General features: G+C 67.0%; 22 protein-coding genes. 9 read left to right on the top strand and 13 right to left on the bottom strand.

Annotated elements, in window-relative coordinates; genetic code table 11:
* Positions 1-119: 119 nt before the first annotated feature.
* On the bottom strand, positions 120-491 hold the full coding sequence (locus J4H86_RS10990; protein WP_236543400.1) for a DoxX-like family protein: 372 nt from the start codon (positions 489-491) through the stop codon (positions 120-122).
* A gap of 6 nt (positions 492-497) precedes the next feature.
* On the opposite strand from J4H86_RS10990, the gene J4H86_RS10995 reads away from it, so the two are divergent.
* Positions 498-1,355 (top strand): AraC family transcriptional regulator, encoded by an 858-nt coding sequence (locus tag J4H86_RS10995; protein ID WP_236543401.1) that lies wholly within the window; start codon positions 498-500, stop codon positions 1,353-1,355.
* Complete coding sequence (locus J4H86_RS11000; protein WP_236543402.1) at positions 1,352-1,819, top strand: hypothetical protein; 468 nt, start codon at positions 1,352-1,354, stop codon at positions 1,817-1,819. The genes J4H86_RS10995 and J4H86_RS11000 overlap by 4 nt, the downstream gene beginning before the upstream one ends.
* A gap of 21 nt (positions 1,820-1,840) precedes the next feature.
* Here the strand turns inward: J4H86_RS11000 and J4H86_RS11005 are convergent, their stop codons facing one another.
* From J4H86_RS11005 to J4H86_RS27625, 3 genes are read right to left on the bottom strand one after another with little or no spacing between them, the layout of a single operon-like run.
* Positions 1,841-2,506 (bottom strand): class I SAM-dependent methyltransferase, encoded by a 666-nt coding sequence (locus J4H86_RS11005; RefSeq protein ID WP_236543403.1) that lies wholly within the window; start codon positions 2,504-2,506, stop codon positions 1,841-1,843.
* 30 nt (positions 2,507-2,536) lie between these two features.
* Positions 2,537-3,001: a GbsR/MarR family transcriptional regulator gene (locus J4H86_RS11010; RefSeq protein WP_236543404.1), complete on the bottom strand. Its 465-nt coding sequence runs from the start codon at positions 2,999-3,001 to the stop codon at positions 2,537-2,539.
* Positions 2,992-3,294: a helix-turn-helix domain-containing protein gene (locus tag J4H86_RS27625; RefSeq protein ID WP_394356475.1), complete on the bottom strand. Its 303-nt coding sequence runs from the start codon at positions 3,292-3,294 to the stop codon at positions 2,992-2,994. Before J4H86_RS27625 ends, J4H86_RS11010 begins: the two co-directional genes overlap by 10 nt.
* A 134-nt stretch (positions 3,295-3,428) precedes the next feature.
* Between J4H86_RS27625 and J4H86_RS11015 the strand changes: the two genes are divergently transcribed.
* The gene (locus tag J4H86_RS11015; RefSeq protein ID WP_236543405.1) at positions 3,429-4,952 is read left to right on the top strand and encodes an FAD-dependent oxidoreductase; all 1,524 of its coding nucleotides are present in this window, start codon (positions 3,429-3,431) and stop codon (positions 4,950-4,952) included.
* A 93-nt stretch (positions 4,953-5,045) separates the two neighbouring features.
* Here J4H86_RS11015 and J4H86_RS11020 read toward each other — a convergent pair whose 3' ends face one another.
* A complete protein-coding gene (locus tag J4H86_RS11020) occupies positions 5,046-5,453 on the bottom strand; it encodes a MerR family transcriptional regulator (RefSeq protein ID WP_236543406.1) in 408 nt (135 codons plus the stop codon).
* Positions 5,454-5,500: 47 nt separating this feature from the next.
* Here J4H86_RS11020 and J4H86_RS11025 point away from each other — a divergent pair, with 47 nt between their 5' ends.
* Both J4H86_RS11025 and J4H86_RS11030 read left to right on the top strand, forming a co-directional pair.
* Positions 5,501-6,388, top strand: coding sequence for an NAD(P)-dependent oxidoreductase (locus tag J4H86_RS11025; RefSeq protein ID WP_269134554.1), 888 nt, complete (start codon positions 5,501-5,503; stop codon positions 6,386-6,388).
* A complete protein-coding gene (locus J4H86_RS11030) occupies positions 6,385-6,738 on the top strand; it encodes a nuclear transport factor 2 family protein (protein ID WP_236543408.1) in 354 nt (117 codons plus the stop codon). The genes J4H86_RS11025 and J4H86_RS11030 overlap by 4 nt, the downstream gene beginning before the upstream one ends.
* A 139-nt stretch (positions 6,739-6,877) precedes the next feature.
* On the opposite strand, the gene J4H86_RS11035 is transcribed toward J4H86_RS11030, so the two are convergent.
* On the bottom strand, positions 6,878-7,474 hold the full coding sequence (locus J4H86_RS11035) for a TetR/AcrR family transcriptional regulator (protein ID WP_236543409.1): 597 nt from the start codon (positions 7,472-7,474) through the stop codon (positions 6,878-6,880).
* 80 nt (positions 7,475-7,554) lie between these two features.
* Between J4H86_RS11035 and J4H86_RS11040 the strand changes: the two genes are divergently transcribed.
* On the top strand, positions 7,555-8,463 hold the full coding sequence (locus tag J4H86_RS11040) for an NmrA/HSCARG family protein (RefSeq protein ID WP_236543410.1): 909 nt from the start codon (positions 7,555-7,557) through the stop codon (positions 8,461-8,463).
* A gap of 238 nt (positions 8,464-8,701) precedes the next feature.
* Here the strand turns inward: J4H86_RS11040 and J4H86_RS11045 are convergent, their stop codons facing one another.
* Positions 8,702-9,556 (bottom strand): NAD(P)H-binding protein, encoded by an 855-nt coding sequence (locus J4H86_RS11045; RefSeq protein ID WP_236543411.1) that lies wholly within the window; start codon positions 9,554-9,556, stop codon positions 8,702-8,704.
* A gap of 149 nt (positions 9,557-9,705) precedes the next feature.
* Here J4H86_RS11045 and J4H86_RS11050 point away from each other — a divergent pair, with 149 nt between their 5' ends.
* A complete protein-coding gene (locus tag J4H86_RS11050) occupies positions 9,706-10,293 on the top strand; it encodes a TetR/AcrR family transcriptional regulator (protein ID WP_236543412.1) in 588 nt (195 codons plus the stop codon).
* Here J4H86_RS11050 and J4H86_RS11055 read toward each other — a convergent pair.
* From J4H86_RS11055 to J4H86_RS11065, 3 genes are all read right to left on the bottom strand, one after another.
* Positions 10,290-11,333, bottom strand: coding sequence for a DNA-binding protein (locus tag J4H86_RS11055; protein WP_236543413.1), 1,044 nt, complete (start codon positions 11,331-11,333; stop codon positions 10,290-10,292). The two genes, J4H86_RS11050 and J4H86_RS11055, sit on opposite strands and share 4 nt — an antisense overlap.
* Positions 11,334-11,533: 200 nt before the next feature.
* Complete coding sequence (locus tag J4H86_RS11060) at positions 11,534-12,235, bottom strand: phosphotransferase (protein ID WP_236543414.1); 702 nt, start codon at positions 12,233-12,235, stop codon at positions 11,534-11,536.
* 124 nt (positions 12,236-12,359) lie between these two features.
* Entirely contained in the window at positions 12,360-12,851 is a 492-nt protein-coding gene (locus tag J4H86_RS11065) for a glycine-rich domain-containing protein (protein ID WP_236543415.1), read from the bottom strand.
* 153 nt (positions 12,852-13,004) lie between these two features.
* Between J4H86_RS11065 and J4H86_RS11070 the strand changes: the two genes are divergently transcribed.
* The gene (locus tag J4H86_RS11070) at positions 13,005-13,502 is read left to right on the top strand and encodes an NUDIX domain-containing protein (RefSeq protein ID WP_394356476.1); all 498 of its coding nucleotides are present in this window, start codon (positions 13,005-13,007) and stop codon (positions 13,500-13,502) included.
* A 178-nt stretch (positions 13,503-13,680) separates the two neighbouring features.
* On the opposite strand, the gene J4H86_RS11075 is transcribed toward J4H86_RS11070, so the two are convergent.
* The 3 genes from J4H86_RS11075 to J4H86_RS11085 all read right to left on the bottom strand — a co-directional run bounded on the left by J4H86_RS11075 (position 13,681) and on the right by J4H86_RS11085 (position 15,081).
* On the bottom strand, positions 13,681-13,857 hold the full coding sequence (locus J4H86_RS11075) for a DUF397 domain-containing protein (RefSeq protein ID WP_236543417.1): 177 nt from the start codon (positions 13,855-13,857) through the stop codon (positions 13,681-13,683).
* A gap of 224 nt (positions 13,858-14,081) precedes the next feature.
* Entirely contained in the window at positions 14,082-14,327 is a 246-nt protein-coding gene (locus J4H86_RS11080; protein ID WP_330932519.1) for a DUF397 domain-containing protein, read from the bottom strand.
* A complete protein-coding gene (locus J4H86_RS11085; RefSeq protein ID WP_269134555.1) occupies positions 14,248-15,081 on the bottom strand; it encodes a helix-turn-helix domain-containing protein in 834 nt (277 codons plus the stop codon). Before J4H86_RS11085 ends, J4H86_RS11080 begins: the two co-directional genes overlap by 80 nt.
* Positions 15,082-15,442: 361 nt before the next feature.
* Here J4H86_RS11085 and J4H86_RS11090 point away from each other — a divergent pair, with 361 nt between their 5' ends.
* Positions 15,443-15,862, top strand: coding sequence for an ATP-binding protein (locus J4H86_RS11090; protein WP_236543420.1), 420 nt, complete (start codon positions 15,443-15,445; stop codon positions 15,860-15,862).
* Positions 15,863-15,935: the final 73 nt, after the last annotated feature.

Consider the following 15,935-nt stretch of genomic DNA (forward strand, 5'->3'; position numbering starts at 1 on the left):
CCTGCGCCACGCGCCCTCTCGGACGCGTCATCGCACGTCAGCCCACATCGCTACCCGCGACGGAGAACCGACGCGACGACGGTCGCTGTCCGGAGAAGGCCACGACCACGCGACCGGGTTCACCCCACGGTTGTCGCCACCGCGACCGCCCACGCGATATAGACACCGTTGACCACCAGTCGCGCCGCCACACCCACCGGTCGGTCGAGCACGCTGGGGTGTTGTGGGGAGACCCGCCACAGGGCGTCCAGGTGGGAGGCCAGGTAGCCGGTGATGAGAGCCGCCGCGCCCCACGCCCCCACCGCGCGGGTCTCCGTCCAGGCGACCAGGACGCCGAGCACGATCTCCACCAGGCCCGTGCCGAGGACGATCACGGTGGACCACGGCGCCCACCCGGGGACCAGGCCGCGGAAGTAGTCTCGGAGAACGAAGTGAGCGATGCCCACTCCGACCAGGAAGATCGCCAACACGGTCGCCGCAGTGGAGTGCATGACGTCATGGTCGACGAACGCAACGACTGGACGCTTGAACGGAACGATCGTCGGATCGTCTTCGCCTCAGGCGCCGATGCCACCGTGTTCGCGGAGTCCACCGCGTTCCGAGTCACGCGACATGCCCTTCCGGTGTGGAAGGTGGTCCTGCCGATCGGGGGCGACGTGGAGGTCGGCGGTAGGGGGCCCGCCGCGGCCGCCCCGGGGGTGGTGGTCCCCCCTGGGTTCGCACACGACTGCGGGACCGTGTCTCCCTACCTGGCCGTCTTCCTGGATCCGTGGCACCTCGCGCCGGACACCCGCACGCGCCTCCTCGACCGGCGTGTCGTGCGGCGCCTGCTGGCCGCCCTGGGGGACATTGGGGAGCACGGCCCCGAGGGGATCCTCGACCTCGCCGCGGTCCGGGCCGAACTCGAGGCCGTCGCCGGGGTTGGCTCCGCGCCTGACCCCCGGGTGCGTCACGCGCTTCGCGCGGCGAGCCGTCCCGGGGCGGGTGGGAACCTCAGGTCTGTCGCGGCCGAGGTCGGTGTCTCCGCCCCTCGGCTGCGTGCGCTGGCGCGGGAGGGCGCGGGGGTCCCGCTTGTTCGGCTCCGGCGATGGGCACGGCTGCGGTCCGCGGTCGCGGCGTTGCCGGGTCGATCGATCGCCGAGGCGGCGGCGGAGGCCGGGTTCGCCGACCAGGCGCACTTCGCCCGCACCGCACGCGGCATGCTCGGACGGGCGCCGTCCTCGGTCCTCGCCGGGGCGGGGTTAGCGCGGGCGAACGCCGGGATCGATCTTTCTGACCCCCCAGCGTGTTCGGCCGAACACCGATGCGAGAGGATCCCCGGGTTTGGATTTCCGATCATCGAGGACTGGTCATGAAGCGCCCGCTTTTCCTGAGGACCGCCCTGAGTGTCGCCCTGCTGAGCGTCATCGCCGCCTGTGGCACTTCGGACCCGGAGGACACCGAGAGTTCCGAGCCGGACGAGCAGGAAACCGCGGTGGAGGAGACGCCGGAGCCCGAACCGGAGGAGCGGGACACCCCGGAGGAGACCGAGGCTGACGGCGCCAACCCCGAGGTCGCGGCGCTGGAGGGTACGTGGTCGGGGCCGAAGAACGAGGATGGTTCGGACGCCAGTCTCACGTTCCAGCCGAACGGGGCCGCGACGCTGGACTCGGGTGGCTTCGTCTGCAACGGCGAAGTGGACCCGGTGGATGGCAGCACCTTCGTCCTGACGATGTCGGAGTGCATGATCCCGCTGCCATCGGTCCAGTTGGAGATGGCCGACGACGGGGAGTCCTTCGTCGACGACGACGGCAGTGAGTGGTTCCGCGAGGAGTCCTAGTAGGGGGTACCGCCTGGCGCCTCAGTCCGGCATGCGTGCCATGAGGTAGCCGAACGGCAGTGACAGCCCGGGGCCGTCCGCGTCGACCCTGGGCTGGCTGACCAACTGCGCCTCCACCCGAAACCCCGCCTCGGAGAGCTGTTGGCCCAGGTGTTCGGGCCGCCAGCGTTGGTAGTCGAGGTCCAGGCTCCGACCGAACGCCTCGTCGAGGTGGAACGGCTGGTCGCCGACCTGGAAGGCGAGCACCACCATTCCGCCGGGAGCGAGCACTCGACGGAACTCCGCCCACACGGTGTCGAGGTCCGCCGGGGGCACGTGGATGAACGAGAACCAGGAGACGAGGCCGGCGAGCGCGCCGTCGGCGACGTCCAACGCCCGCAGGTCACCGACTTCGTAACGCACCTCGGGATGTTCACGCCGCGCCAGGGCGACCATCTCCGGCGAAAGGTCGATCCCGTAGGCGTCGAGGCCGAGCTCCAGGCGCAGCAAAGCGGTGACCTGGCCCGGGCCACACCCAGCGTCGACGACGAGCCCACCACCGGCCGCGCGGACCATCTCCGCGAAAGACCCGAGGAAGCCGCGCCCAAAGACCATCTCCCGCAGCTCGCCACGGAACAGGTCCGCGTACTCCTGCGCGACCGCGTCGTAGGACCGCCGGGTGGCCTCCAGGTACTCAGGTTCGCTCATCCGCGCATGGTAGTCCTCGGCAGCCTCGGTTCACTCCGAGACCGTGCGGCGCCAGCGCTCCCTGGCGTGGGTTATCGTGCCGCGCACCATCCGCATGAAGTACGCGAGGTCCATGAAGCGTGCGCCACGCACGGTGTCCGGGCCGAAGAGTTCGGCTCCCCGCAGCGCACCGTCCTCCCATGGGGCGAACAATGCCTCACGCCGCGTGAAAGTCTCCACCCAATCCCCACTGAACCGATAGATGTCCCGGCCTCCGACCCGGGTGCGGTGGAGCAAGCCGAACGCCTCCAGGTACCGGACCGCTTTTGACACCGATCCCGGACTGATCGAAAGCTCCGCACGAATTTCCCGCGCGGTCAACTCGCCCGTCTGGCTGGCGAGCAGAGCCGCGAACACACGGGCCGGCATTCGTGCCATCCCCGCCTGGGTCAGCATGGTCGCGAATCGTTCCGTGAAGCGTCGTATGTCCTGCGGGTGCGGATCCGTCAGTGCCACGGTGGAGGCGGGAGTGGCCTCCCGTGGCACGCCGCTCTGTGCGCGCCTCCTGCGTGCACGCTCACGCGTTGCCCGACCGGCGGCAGTGGCGGCGCCCCAGAGCGGCCACCGTTGCGGCCGACTTCTCGGCTCACCGTGGATGTGGGCTGGCCCAGCCGCTGGGCGATCACCGCATAGCTCTCTCTCCGGCCGAGCCCCTCGGCGATTTGCGCCCGCTCGGTGGCGGAGAGCCTCGCTCCCGGCATCACCAACACCCCGTTGCAATGAATACCACACACACCAACACGAGTCATTGCAATGAAGGCCACAGATCAACCCTGCCTACTGGGCGCTCGCAATCGACACGGCTAGGAAACTCTTCAATTCTGCCGGGTACACCCTGAGAACAGTCATTCACCACTCTGGAAACAGGTTCTACGGTCAAGCCATGGATCTCGACTCGTCAAACACCCCGGTGGTCATCATCGGCGCCGGCCCCGTGGGTCTGAGCCTCGCTCTCGGGCTCGCACACCACGGTGTCCACTCCGTTCTCCTCGAACGTCGCTCCGAGACGAGCGAACGTTCCAAAGCTCCAGCCCTACACACCCGGACACGGGAGATCCTGCGCCAGTGGGGAATCGCCGATGCCCTGGAACGCGAAGGGACACTGGTGGAAACCATGAACGTCCATTCCCCCGCGGGACGCCGCCAGTTGACACTGGACTTCACCGAACTCGCCCACGAGGCGCTGGCGCCGGGCATTCTGTTCCTTGAACAGGCGGCGACCGAACGCATCCTGCTTGCGGCGGTACGAGCGAGCGGATACTGCGACGTCCGATTCGGTGCGGAGGTAACCGCGCTGGAGAACGACGCCGACGCCGTACACATCAGCTACCGATCCGGCGATACGCAGCACCACCTCACCGGCCGCTTCGGAGTTGGCTGCGACGGCGCGTCGAGCTTCGTGCGTTCATCGCTCGGTCTCTCATTCGACGGAGCGACGTTGCCGCTACGGGCGAGCCTTGCCGATGTTCGTGTGGACGACACCAGAGACACCCTTCCTTGGCCCCGCACGCACAACGGCTCGTCCGGAATCATCGGCGCACAGCGCCTCGCGCCACACCTGTGGCGCATCGTGCGTGTGGAACCCGGTGCGGCGCGATCGGGTACACCCGTCCCGGACGCGGAGGTTCGGTCCTGGGTGGACACAGTGCTCGGGGCGGGTTCCGCCACCGTTCTCTGGGCGAATCGGTTCCAGTTCAACCGCCGGACGAGTCACCGGTTTCGCGTGGGACGCGTCCTGCTGGCTGGCGACGCGGCGCACGTCTTCCCCCCGGTGATGGGGCAGGGCATGAACTCCGGTATCCAGGACGTACACAATCTCGCTTGGAAACTCGCCGAGGCGCTGGACGGCGGGGATCACGAGCTCCTCCTGGCGTCCTACGACGAGGAACGTCGGCACGCCATTGGGGCGGTGTCTCGCTACGTCGCCCAACAGACGCGTATCGGGGTTCGTGCGCCACGACCGCTGCGGATCGGCTTGGTGTGGCTGATGCGCATCGCTATGGGAGTACCTGCGATGCGACGGAGGAGTCTTGGGAACATCGCCATGACAGATCGTTCGTATGGCGCGTCGGCGCTCCTCGACCCACAGGAACGCGCGGCGGGCGTCCGACTGCCCAATCCGGAACTACTCACCCCTACTGGTGATGGGATCCGTCTGTACGACCTTCTGCCCACTGGAGGGGCACTGGTGCACCTCGACCCGGCCCCCGCGAAGGCGGACAACGCACCCGAAGTCGACGGGCTTCCCGTCGTCAGGATCGGCCCTGACGGCTACACCGACCCCTCCGGCCTACTGCGCAGGCTCCTGGGCTCGTCACGCGGATGGATCCGTGTCCGCCCCGACCGCCATGTCTCCTGGGCACGCGCTCAGCGGCCACTCAGGACCGGGGAACCGCTGGCCGAATGAGCGGGCCCTGTATCCCGTCCGCGGCGCACACCATGGTGTCGCGGGAACAGGACGCTGACCGCGTCACCTGGGTCGGTCCCGTTGTCCGATCGCTCAGACGGGGGCTGGTAGAGCTTCGCTCGCGCCGAACGGGCCGTAGGTTTCACCGCCGACTCGGGCAGCTTCGTCAATGTAATGCCCGAGGGCCTCCCGGGAACGGGTGAGGGTGTCCATCTGTTCGTCCAGTCGACGCAGTCTGTTGCGCATCGCGGCCAGCAACTCGGGACAGCCGACAAGTTCGGGGGGCTCGCCCGTGGCGCATGGCAGCAGGTAGGCGATGTCCTCGGTCGAGAGCCCCGCGTTGAGGAGGTGCCGGACCTGCTTCACCTTGATGACGTCCGTCTCCTTAAACACCCGGTAGCCGGCAGCGGTTCGGGTGGGCTGCAGCAGTCCTCGTGCTTCGTAGTACCGCAGCTGGTGGGAATTGACCTCAGTACGACGACTCAGCTCTCCGATATGCACCGCTCCCCCTTGACCTTCACACCGGTATCAACGTCCACCATGTTGCCATGAACACAAAGACTCGTTCCGACGTGACGATCATCGGTCTCGGGCTCATGGGGAGGGCACTGGTGGACACGTTGCTCCAAACGGGGCATTCGACCACCGTGTGGAACCGCACGGCCGACAAAGCAGAGGAACTCATAACCCGGGGGGCGCTACGTGCCGACTCGGTCGACCGGGCGGTCATCGCGAGCCCGGTTACGCTCCTCTGTGTCTCCGACTACCCATCACTCCACACTGTGCTTGACCCGGTCGGCGAACAGCTCGACGGACGACTCCTGGTCAATCTCACCTCGGGCGACTCCGCGCAGGCGCGTGAGATGGCCCGATGGGCCGAAAAGCGGGGGGCTCGGTATCTCGACGGCGCGATCATGGCCGTCCCTCCAACCATTGGCACCCCCGAGGCGGTGATCCTGCTGAGTGGCTCAAAGGCCGCGTTCGAAGCGCAGCGGTCGATTCTCGACGCGCTTGGGACCGCCACCTATCTCGGGGAGGATCATGGCTTGTCCTCGCTGTACGACGTCGCCGGACTGAGCGTGATGTGGGGCGTCCTGAACGCCTGGCTGCAGGGTGTCGCCCTGCTCAGCACCGCTGGCGTCGACGCCGCCAGCTTCACGCCGTTCGCGGCGCAGGTGGCGCAGGGAACGGTCGGATGGCTGGAGGATTATGCGGGCCAGGTCGACGGTGGCAGCTATCCGGCCAACGACGCGACGCTCACCACTCATGCCGGCGGGATGGCACATCTCATCGAGGAGAGCGAACGGCTCGGTGTCAACGCGGAGCTTCCGAAACTGTTCAAGACGCTGGTGGACCGTGCGATCACCGATGGCCAAGCAGAAGCCAGCTACCCCGCGCTGATCACACAGTTCAGCCCAGAATCGACGACCTCATGACGGCGGAGAAAACCGACACGGATGTGTTTGCCGCGTACATCTCGGTGTGGAACGAGCGCGAATCACACGCCAGACGGACGATCGGTGCCGAGGTCTTCACTCCCGACGCGTGCTACGTCGACCCCAACACCTCGTCACAGGGAAGGGATGCGATCGACATCTATATCGCCGCCTGGCAGGCGCGGTTTCCCAACTTTGCCTTCATTCTGGGTACGGTGCGCTGTCACCACGAGGTCGCGCACTTCCGCTGGAGCTTCGGCCCGCCCGGCGGTCCATCGGCGGCCACGGGCGAGGACGTTGTGGTGATAGAGCAGGGCCGGCTCAGCAGGATCTACGGCTTCTTCGACTGAAAAGACTGAGGTCCAGTTGCCCAGAGCGCGACACGACGACACTGAAGGCATTGTGCTGCGGGCCAGAGCTGCGTGAACCTAGCGCGGAGCGGGAGCCTCGCCAATGGGTTCTGAACGAGAAGTCACGACGTCGATTCGCTCACTCGCTCTGGTCCTCTGCGCCAACGAGGATCCCGCGAAGGGCGACGTCCGCCAGGCGGCGGGGGGTCGTCTGGCCACCGCTCTGCTGTGCCGCCCAGGCCACGCCGCCGACCAGGAGAAACAGCTCCTCGGCCGTCACGTCCTCCCGGGCGACTCTCGCGGTTTGGGCCCGGCGCAGCAGAGCCGCTCCACTTTCCTGGGCTTGGGAGCAGGCCTCGTGCAGTTCGGAGTTCCGGTCCGTGCCGCTGGCGAGCAGCGTCGCCGCGAGGCCGCGGTAGGTGGTCACGTGCGCGGTCAGGAGTTCGAGCCAGGCGACGAGGGCGCCCCGTGGGGACTCCTCTCGGGCCACCGTGTCGCCCTGTTCCCGAAGGGTGGCGAAGCGTTGGTGGAGGAGGGCGCGCAGGAGGGCCTCCCGCGTCGGAAAGTGCCGGTAGAGCGTCCCGATCCCCACCCCGGCGCGGCGCGCGACCTCCTCCAGGGGCGCGTCCGTCCCGGCTTCGGTGAACACTCGGTGCGCGTCGGCGAGCAAACGGTCCCGGTTGCGCTGCGCGTCCGCCCGGAGATGCGGCGCGTTCGGCTCTGAAGTAGTGGCCACACGGCGATTTTACAAACCGGAGTCCGCCTCCGTATATTTCCGGAGGGACCCTCCGTTTATCCGACAGTTAGGGGCACGCCATGCACGACGCTCGACCGAAAGTGCTGGTCACCGGGGCTACCGGACAGCAGGGGGGCGCCGCCGCCACCCACCTGCTCGCCGCGGGATGGGATGTACACGCTCTGGTGCGCACCCCTGAATCCGCCGCCGCCACTCGCCTCGCACGGGCCGGGGCCACGCTCGTGGCGGGAGACATCGAATCCCCAGAGACACTCGACCAGGCGATGCGGCCCGTGTCGGCGGTGTTCGCCGTCACGCCCAACGAGACGGACCCGGCACGCGAGATCCGCCAGGGGACGAACCTCGTGGACGCCGCGGTACGCCAGGACGTGCGGCACTTCGTGTTCGCCTCGGTCGGCGCGGCGGAACGATCCACGGGACTGCCGTTCTGGGAGAGCAAGTGGGAGATCGAACGTCACCTCGACGCGAGCGGAATCCCCGCCACCGTGCTCCGTCCAGTGCGGTTCATGGAGAACCACACCGTGCGCGCTCCCCTCGGCGGCATCGATGACGGGGAACTCGTCCACGTGTTCGCTCCCGACGTTCCCGTACAACTCATCGCCGTGGATGACATCGGGGCATTCGTCGCCCTCGCGCTCGACCACCCGGAGGAGTACGTCGGTCAGGCCATCGAACTCGCCGGAGACGAGCTCCCCTCAACTCGAATCGTCGAGCTCATCAGCGAGGCGACCGGCCACCCCGTGACGTACCGCCAGTGGACAGGGGAATCGAGCGGGATGGGTGCGGAGCTCGACGACGCGCACGCCCCGGTACTACGACTCGCCGAAGAGTTGTCGGCGGAGCGTGGGCTCTGGCAGGCCGACATCCCCGCCCTCCGCGCGCGGCACCCACACCTCAAGGACTTCCCCACCTGGCTGGCGCGCGGCGGCGCCCAACGCATCGCCGCGATACTGCGACACGGTGAATGAGACCAACCACTGAGTACTAACTCCGGGCACCAGGCCAGGAAGTGGGTCCCGAGAGCGGCCGGAGTTGCCACACGTTGGCCAGCACGCGCAGCGTGGCATGTGCGTCTTGGCCTTTACTCGCAGGGCGGGGGCCTCGGTTCGTCGCGGTGGACGGTGTGCGGAAACGCCCGCCGCTCAGTGGCGAGGACCGCACGCGCCCTGCGGTGAACTGGACGGGGTTGTCGCCGGACGTGAATCCTCAGGCTGCGAGGTGGGCCGCGAGCCGATCGGTAGCGGTGCGGGGCTCCCGGCCGAGGAGTTCGGTCAGGAGAGGGTCGGCGTCGGCGAAGTAACCGGCGCGGGCGGCCTGGTACCAAGTGAGCATGAGTCGGGCCGCCGGCTCCGGGACTCCGACCGTGATCTGGTCGGCGACCCATCGTTCGTCGTCCACGACGGTGCGCTTGATGGTGCGACCGGTGAGGTCCGAGGCGATCTGGCTGAGATCGTCGAAGGTGACGGCCGTCGGCGCGGTGAGGGTGATGGGGCCGTCGAAGGAGCGGTCGCCGGCGAGGACGGCCGCCGTGGCCTCCGCTGTGTCGGCACGGTCGGTGTACGGGACGGGACCGTCTTGTGGTTGGGCGATCTCCCCGGTCCGCTGCCACGGCCCCAGGACCTGGTCGAGTGGGCCGTAGGCGCCGTTGCGCAGGGCGGTCCAGGCGACTCCGGATTCGGCGAGGATCGCCTCGGTGTGGATGTGAATGTCCGACGGTTGGTAGGGGTTGCCGGCGACGGCGCCCTGCTGGCTCGTGTACACGATGCGGCGGGCGCCGGCCTCGACAGCCGCTTCGATGGCATTGCGGTGCAGACCGACCATGTCGGCGGCAGGGTCGTTGCCGGACACCAGAAGGACCTGCTCGGCACCGGCGAACGAGTCGCGCAGCGCGGCCGGGTCCTCGTAGGAGCCCTGCCGCACGCGCACGCCGCGATCGGTGAGATGCCGCGCCTTGGCGACGTCGCGCACGCTGGCTCCGATCTGGTCGGCGGGCATGCGCTTGAGGAGGTGCTCGACGGTGGCACCGCCCAGCCCACCGGTAGCGCCGGTGACAACGATCATGTGCGTGGCCTCTCCCTCGGTGCCCACAGCGCCCGTGGCGGCCGTAGGCGGCGTCACAACCTGACCAGGGTGGTCAAGTTACCTTCCGCCATCGACCGTAGGTAAGCTGACCATAGGAGTCAAATTACGATGCGGGGCGACCGCGAGAGATGGTGAGGGCCTTGGCCGTGCCTTCGGAATCCCGGTTGCGCGCCGACGCCAGGCGCAACTCCGAGCAGATCCGCGCGGCGGCGATCGACGCGTTCCAGGGGCGGGGCCTGACCGTCCCGTTGGAGGAGGTCGCCCGTGCGGCAGGGGTGAGCAAGGCGACGATCTTCAACCGCTTCGGCGGGCGGATCGGTCTCATCGAGGCCGTCATCGAAGAGGTCGTCGCCACGGAGCTGCTCGCCGTCATCGATCACTCGCGGAGCATCGACGACGTCGGCGAGCGGATCACGTACTACTTCACCGCGCTCCGGGACCTCCAGTACCGCCAGCCCGCCGTCAACGACGTCCTATTACGCACGTATCCGCACTCGCAGCAGCTCATGACCATCTGCCGGGCCGGAAGTGAGGCCAACGACGAACTCATCGCGGCGGGGCGGGCCTGCGGGGCGCTCCGCCCGGAGTTCACGGCGGACGATCTCCACGCCCTCGTCGTCGACAACGCCCTCGCCCTCAAGCACGGCGACCGGCCTCCCAGGGACGGCTATGACCGCCGCACCACCTATCTCCTGGACGGGATCCGCGGTGGCTAGCCCGCACCGGGCCGACGCCGACGATCTCCACCCTGGGATGCGGAGTGGGGCCATTCGTGGTGTGGGGCGAGTTGACGGGCGGTCTCGCGCAGGGTGGGCCGGCTGTGCACACGGTCCAGTATGTGTCTGGTCTCGGCGAGCAGCCGGGCGGACCGAACCGACCCCACCGTTCCCTGGAGAGGAAGGACGTCGTTGACCAGCACGGCCTCGGCGTCGGTCCACGCTCCCGCGCGCGCCAGTGCCCAGAGCAGGCTGGTCTGGGCGACGAACACCGCCCGCTCGTAGCCGGCGGGGTGCTCGGTGGCGGCGGAGAAGCGTTCGATGGTGCCGTCCCAGTCGTCCGCGTCGGCGTGGATCATGGCGTGGTGCCACGCGATCTCGGCCTCGGTGAGCCACCAGGTCCAGGACGGGTCGCCTCGGCGCGGGCCGTCCTGGTGGGAGCTGTAGGTTCGGCCGATCAGCTCTCGAGCGCGGGTGTGGTCTCCCTGCTGGGCGGCCGCCCGCGCCTTCCGAAGCGTGAAGAGGGTGCGGACGCTCCCCCGCCGGGTTTCCTGGAGCGCGGTGTCGCAGATGTGTTCGGCCTCGACCGGTTGGCGCAGGTGCACGTTCTGCATGGCTAACTGGCTGAGAGCGAAGTGCGCCAAGGGCCGGTCACCGGCGGTGCGGGCGAGGACGAACGCCTCCCGGCTCAGGTGACGTGACAGCGTCTGGTGTTCCGCGTCGTAGGTGATCCAGCCCGCGACCTGGTTCGCTTCGGCCGCCGCGGCAAGGGTGTCCCGCCCGGACTCGGGGTCGCGGCGCGCTGTCCTGCGGGCCGCCGTCGCCGCGCGCACCGCGGCGGGAACGAGGAACTCGGCTCCGATGCGGGTGTCGAGGGCGATGAGGTGCGCGGTGGTCGCGCGGATACCGTCGGCCACGCTCTGGGGCACGTCGGACTGGGCGCTGTTGCCGGTGGGTGCGTCGGCACGGAGGCCGGTGTCCAGCGTCCGGGGTGTGTGGGTGCCGGCTTCCCCGCCGCGCCGGAAGTCGTGAGGGGTCATGGTGCCATCCTCACCGAACAACGTGGGCCGCGCTGCCGTTCCCTTCGAATCCCTCCGGAGCCCATCGGAACAGCCCGCCCACCCCGCTCCAGGCCAGGAAGTGGTTCCCGAAAGCGACCGGAGTTGCCACAAACTGGGCAGCACGCGAAGCGTGGCCGTTGAGCAGGTTGTCTGCGTTGGTTTTGGGTGCGGGTGATGGCTTAGTGGTGGGTGGTTCGGTGGGTGTGCCAGGTGTGGGCGTGCGTGGCGAGTTCGGTGCGCCAGGGTGCGGGGTTGCTCGTGGCGAAGTGCTGCCACAGGCGGGTCATGAGTGTGGCGAACAGTGTGATGGCTTCTGGTGGTGTGGTGCGCCATTGGGGGAAGCGGATGGCCCATTGTTCGGCTTGGTGGGGGGTGTGCCCGGCGTGGATGAGGCGGAGGATCGCGAAGGCGGGTTCGCACCATGCGGGCCCGGTGGTGGCCATGGCCCAGTCCAGGATGTGGGTGCGTTCTCTGGTGATGAGGATGTTGTGGGGGTTGAGGTCGGTGTGTAGGAGTGCGTCGCCTCTCAGGGTTCGGAGTTGCCGGTCGGTGGCGTAGTCACGGAGGCGTTCGGGAAGCTGCACGAAGGGAATCGCTGGTGGTGGTGTCGCGGAGACGCGGTTGATGGCGTCGGTGAGGATGTCGAGGTCGGGGGATTGCGGAGCATAATTGGGGATGCGCCCGCTGACATGCTCGAAGCCGAGGAGCCGCCACCCGTCGGCGTCGACGCGCCACAGTAGACGCGGGGCGAGTGGTGTGACGTAGGGGTTGATGACGGCTTCTTTGTTGTGGGCGCGGACGCGTGGATGGTCGCGGCGCAGGCCCTTGACGAAGTACGTGGTGTCGGCGGTGTGCAGGACCGTGGCCAGGGACGAGTTCATTCCGCTCGATACGGTGGTCGCTGCGGTGACTGGCCCGACCACGGTCTCCACATGTGTTCGTAGTGTTCGTGGAAGCTCGTCCCACGAATCGCGAAGTGCTTCCATGGTTCAGGGTTGATTCGTCCTACTTCGAGTTGCTGTCAGTGCATCCTTTGTGGCATTGCGAGCAATCTTCGTTTCCGGACTGCTCGAATTCGCAGTCCATGACTCCGCTGTGGTTCCACAGCGGAACGTCGACTGGATATCCGGCGCGTTCGATGGTGCTTACCGTATCGCGGAGTGTGGTCCCGCCCTCGGCGCCTGGATAGTCGGTCGGTTCGTGGTGAATGAAACGTCCCGCGACACGAGCACAGAACTCCGCGTAATGCCGTGTATAGAGAATGAATGTGTGCCATCCGACATCGACACTTCGGGACGGCGACAGCCCCAGGCCAGGGTTCTCACCACAGGCCGCGAGGAAGGCAAGCGCCTGGTCCATCACTCGGCCCGCATATTCGGGGGCCACGTTCTCCTCCTTGACGATCCGACGCACCAGCCGGTCGTACAGCTCCTCGGTGATGAGATCCCGGGGGTTCCGTCGCACTATACCCACCGGCCGCGATTCGATAATTGTCATAATTCCTCCATTCATCGAAAACACATATTCCCTTGAGAGTCCAATACACGGAATCATCGAACCAACGTTCGGGGGTTCGGTATCCGTTGGTGGATGGTGAGGTAGCCTGGCGGTGTGGCTGATGGCGTATGGGAAATTCACAATCATCGGTTGGTGGATGAGAACCGGCACATCCACCTGTCGCAGGTTGATGTGCGGCTGCCCGATGGGACCGAGTTCTGCCAGTACGTGGTGCGCATGCCACCCGCCGCCATGACACTGGTCCTCAACGACGCCGAGGAAGTGCTCTTGCTACGTCGACACCGGTTCATCATCGACAGGTGGGTTTGGGAGCTCCCTGGTGGCTACGTCGACGAAGCCGAGGACATCGCCGCCGCTGCCGCCCGCGAGGTCGAAGAGGAAACCGGGTGGCGCCCCAAGACCATGGAACACCTGGTCACCTTCCAACCCGCCCTCGGCTCCATCGACCACCCACAGGCGATCTACCTCGCACGCGGAGCGCAACCCACCGCGACCGCACCGGATCGCAACGAGACCGCCGACGTGCGCTGGTTCCCCCTCACCCACGCCGTCACCATGATCGACAACGGCGAACTCGTCGGCGGAGCCAGCGTCGCCGCCATATACCGCGCCCTCACCCTGCGCCCATAACCTCAATCGCCCCCGAACGAAACACCGCCACCTCCGGAAGCGCTTCATTCAGACGCTGAATCCCCAGCCAGGGCACCAGGCCAGGAAGTGGTTCCCGAGAGCGACCGGAGTTGCCACAAACTGGGCAGCACGCGAAGCGTGGCCGTTGAGGCTTGGTCTCTTCTTCAGGGGTGAGGGTTCACAGTTCGTCGCGGCGGACGGCGTGCAGGAACGCCTGCCACTCGGTGGCGGGAAGGGTGAGGTGGCCCAGGTGGCGATGCTGGGTATCACGGACGAGGACCTGGCCGGTCACGGTACGGCACTCCACGCAGTTTCCACGGTTTTGGGAGTAGCTGGACGTGTGCCACTGGTGCATTGGGCCTCCCGTGGAAGGGGTACGGGTTGACCCCTGGATGCCCGGCGGGGAGGGGCGAGAAACCCGGCATCAGAGAGCGACCAGGCCTGTGGACGGCCCTCAGCGGAACGGGCTCGCGAAAAGTACGCTGTGCTGAAGGGGGGCACCCCGCGCCCAGGGGAACCTTTTCCGCAGGACAGACCAGGGCGCGCGGGTGGTAACCCGCGCGCATCACTCGAGGGGTGCTAGCCGAGCTCGCCGCCACGGACCGCGTGCAGGAACGCCCGCCATTCGGTGGTGGGGACAGTCAGGTGGCCAAGGTGGCGGTACTGGGTGTCACGGATGAGGACCTGGCCAGTCTCGGAACGGCACTCAACGCAGTTGTCTGCCCCACCTTGGCTGTACGAGGCCTTAGTCCACCGCTCGTCCATCATTGATTTCGCTCCTGATCCGGTCGATGAGGCCGCATGATTGATCTGGTGTGAGGGCATGCGCGCTGAGGGCTGCGAAGAGCCCAAAGTACGTTTCCAGCGCTTCGGAATCCTCCCGCGGGCTGGAGTCCACACGAGTCTCGCGGTACACCATCTGGCCCCGGTTGGGAACCTTGAGCAGGATGAAGGACCCATCCATACCGAAATGCACCTCAGAGTCCATGGGCACGGCTTGGAGTGTAATGCGTGGTGACTCTGCGACATCCAACAGGTGCGTGAGTTGCCCCCGCAGGACCGCCCACCCGCCGAGCGGACGGCGCAGAACATGCTCCTCGACGATCGCTGAGATCAGTGGCCCACCATCAGACGCCACAAGCTTCTGGCGCTTTTCTCGCCCTTTGACCAGTTCATCGATGCTGGAGGTTGGCGCGGTGGGCTGCCCAATCCGAATCTGCGCACGGGAATACTCCGGCGTCTGCAGCAGCCCCGGCACGACGAGTGGCTGGTAGCTACGAATTTCCGAAGCGTCCGCTTCGGCCGCGACGAAGTCTCGGGACCAAGACGGGTAGCCGTAGCTGTCCTCTTCCAGGACATGCAGGAATTGGACAAGGGACCCACCTGTATTAAACAGGCCATCAAGGCGGGCCAGATCGTCCACTTTTGGGAGCCGTGTCCCTCTCTCCCAAGAACTCACTGTCGTTTGCGCGCACGCCAGGGACTCACTCACTGATCCCTGTGAAAGGCGTGCTTGATTGCGGCGACGCCGGATCTCACGCCCCAGTCGACGCCTCTGCTCCCCACTGTTCAACGTCATTTCAGAACGCTACAGCACACCATCAATACATTCCAAGATCAACAATTGACTGTGGATGCGGATTGGTAATGCTCCTGGCCAGTGCTAGCCAAGTCATATATCAAGGAGCCAATAGCCAAGACCCCCGCGAGCGATCGGCTCCGGGGGCGTGGCCCATCGGGATAGGAGCCCCAATGGACATGTCTGACCCTAACGGTCGTAACTGGTTTCGCCGTCGTGGCCCCGCGCGGATCCGGCGTTACGTCATGGAGTCGGTGGCGTGGATGTGCTGCCGGTCCTGCGGGGTGGCGTTGACGCACCCCTCCACGGTGTCGTCGGTGCTCGCGACCGGACCTATGCGTGTTGTGGGTGGTGGTGCGCGATGAGGCCCATCACTCCGACAACCCCGCGGAAGACCCTGGACGGTGTTGCGGAAACCGTCGCGCTCGCCCGGGCGTGGGTGCGTGAACAATGCGCACTCCGAGGGATCGACGCCGACACGGTCGACCGCGCGGTCCTCATCGCTTCGGAGTTCGCGACCAACGCGATCAAGCACTCACGCAGCGGACGCCCAGGCGGCACCTACACCGTCCACACCGAATTCCAGGACTCGACCCTCTACCTCAGCGTCACCGACAACGGAGCCCCCTACCCGCCCTACAAACAACCACGCGGTAATGCGGACGGAGAACTCCCCGAAAACGGCCAAGGCTTGTGGCTCGTCGAAGCACACGCCGACTGGTGGCGCGCACTCAAATTCACCAACCACCACACCATCACCGCCAAACTCACCACCACCTAACCCCCACAAACCCCGGCCCCGGGGACACACCCTCCCGTCCTCGGGGCCGGACACACCAGTGAAGCGGAGTCAC

Source organism: Spiractinospora alimapuensis (assembly GCF_018437505.1).
Lineage (GTDB): Bacteria > Actinomycetota > Actinomycetes > Streptosporangiales > Streptosporangiaceae > Spiractinospora > Spiractinospora alimapuensis.

Bases quoted from the DNA above. Each gene is read 5' to 3' on its own strand.
- J4H86_RS11015 (WP_236543405.1), top strand. From the start codon at position 3,429: ATGGATCTCGACTCGTCAAACACCCCGGTGGTCATCATCGGCGCCGGC.
- J4H86_RS11005 (WP_236543403.1), bottom strand. From the start codon at position 2,506: ATGAGCGAACCTGAGTACCTGGAGGCCACCCGGCGGTCCTACGACGCG.
- J4H86_RS11000 (WP_236543402.1), top strand. From the start codon at position 1,352: ATGAAGCGCCCGCTTTTCCTGAGGACCGCCCTGAGTGTCGCCCTGCTG.
- J4H86_RS11090 (WP_236543420.1), top strand. From the start codon at position 15,443: ATGAGGCCCATCACTCCGACAACCCCGCGGAAGACCCTGGACGGTGTT.
- J4H86_RS11025 (WP_269134554.1), top strand. From the start codon at position 5,501: ATGAACACAAAGACTCGTTCCGACGTGACGATCATCGGTCTCGGGCTC.
- J4H86_RS11080 (WP_330932519.1), bottom strand. From the start codon at position 14,327: ATGCCCTCACACCAGATCAATCATGCGGCCTCATCGACCGGATCAGGA.
- J4H86_RS11085 (WP_269134555.1), bottom strand. From the start codon at position 15,081: ATGACGTTGAACAGTGGGGAGCAGAGGCGTCGACTGGGGCGTGAGATC.
- J4H86_RS27625 (WP_394356475.1), bottom strand. From the start codon at position 3,294: ATGACTCGTGTTGGTGTGTGTGGTATTCATTGCAACGGGGTGTTGGTG.
- J4H86_RS11065 (WP_236543415.1), bottom strand. From the start codon at position 12,851: ATGACAATTATCGAATCGCGGCCGGTGGGTATAGTGCGACGGAACCCC.
- J4H86_RS11075 (WP_236543417.1), bottom strand. From the start codon at position 13,857: ATGCACCAGTGGCACACGTCCAGCTACTCCCAAAACCGTGGAAACTGC.
- J4H86_RS11055 (WP_236543413.1), bottom strand. From the start codon at position 11,333: ATGACCCCTCACGACTTCCGGCGCGGCGGGGAAGCCGGCACCCACACA.
- J4H86_RS11050 (WP_236543412.1), top strand. From the start codon at position 9,706: ATGGTGAGGGCCTTGGCCGTGCCTTCGGAATCCCGGTTGCGCGCCGAC.
- J4H86_RS11030 (WP_236543408.1), top strand. From the start codon at position 6,385: ATGACGGCGGAGAAAACCGACACGGATGTGTTTGCCGCGTACATCTCG.
- J4H86_RS10995 (WP_236543401.1), top strand. From the start codon at position 498: ATGGTCGACGAACGCAACGACTGGACGCTTGAACGGAACGATCGTCGG.
- J4H86_RS11060 (WP_236543414.1), bottom strand. From the start codon at position 12,235: ATGAACTCGTCCCTGGCCACGGTCCTGCACACCGCCGACACCACGTAC.
- J4H86_RS11040 (WP_236543410.1), top strand. From the start codon at position 7,555: ATGCACGACGCTCGACCGAAAGTGCTGGTCACCGGGGCTACCGGACAG.
- J4H86_RS10990 (WP_236543400.1), bottom strand. From the start codon at position 491: ATGCACTCCACTGCGGCGACCGTGTTGGCGATCTTCCTGGTCGGAGTG.
- J4H86_RS11045 (WP_236543411.1), bottom strand. From the start codon at position 9,556: ATGATCGTTGTCACCGGCGCTACCGGTGGGCTGGGCGGTGCCACCGTC.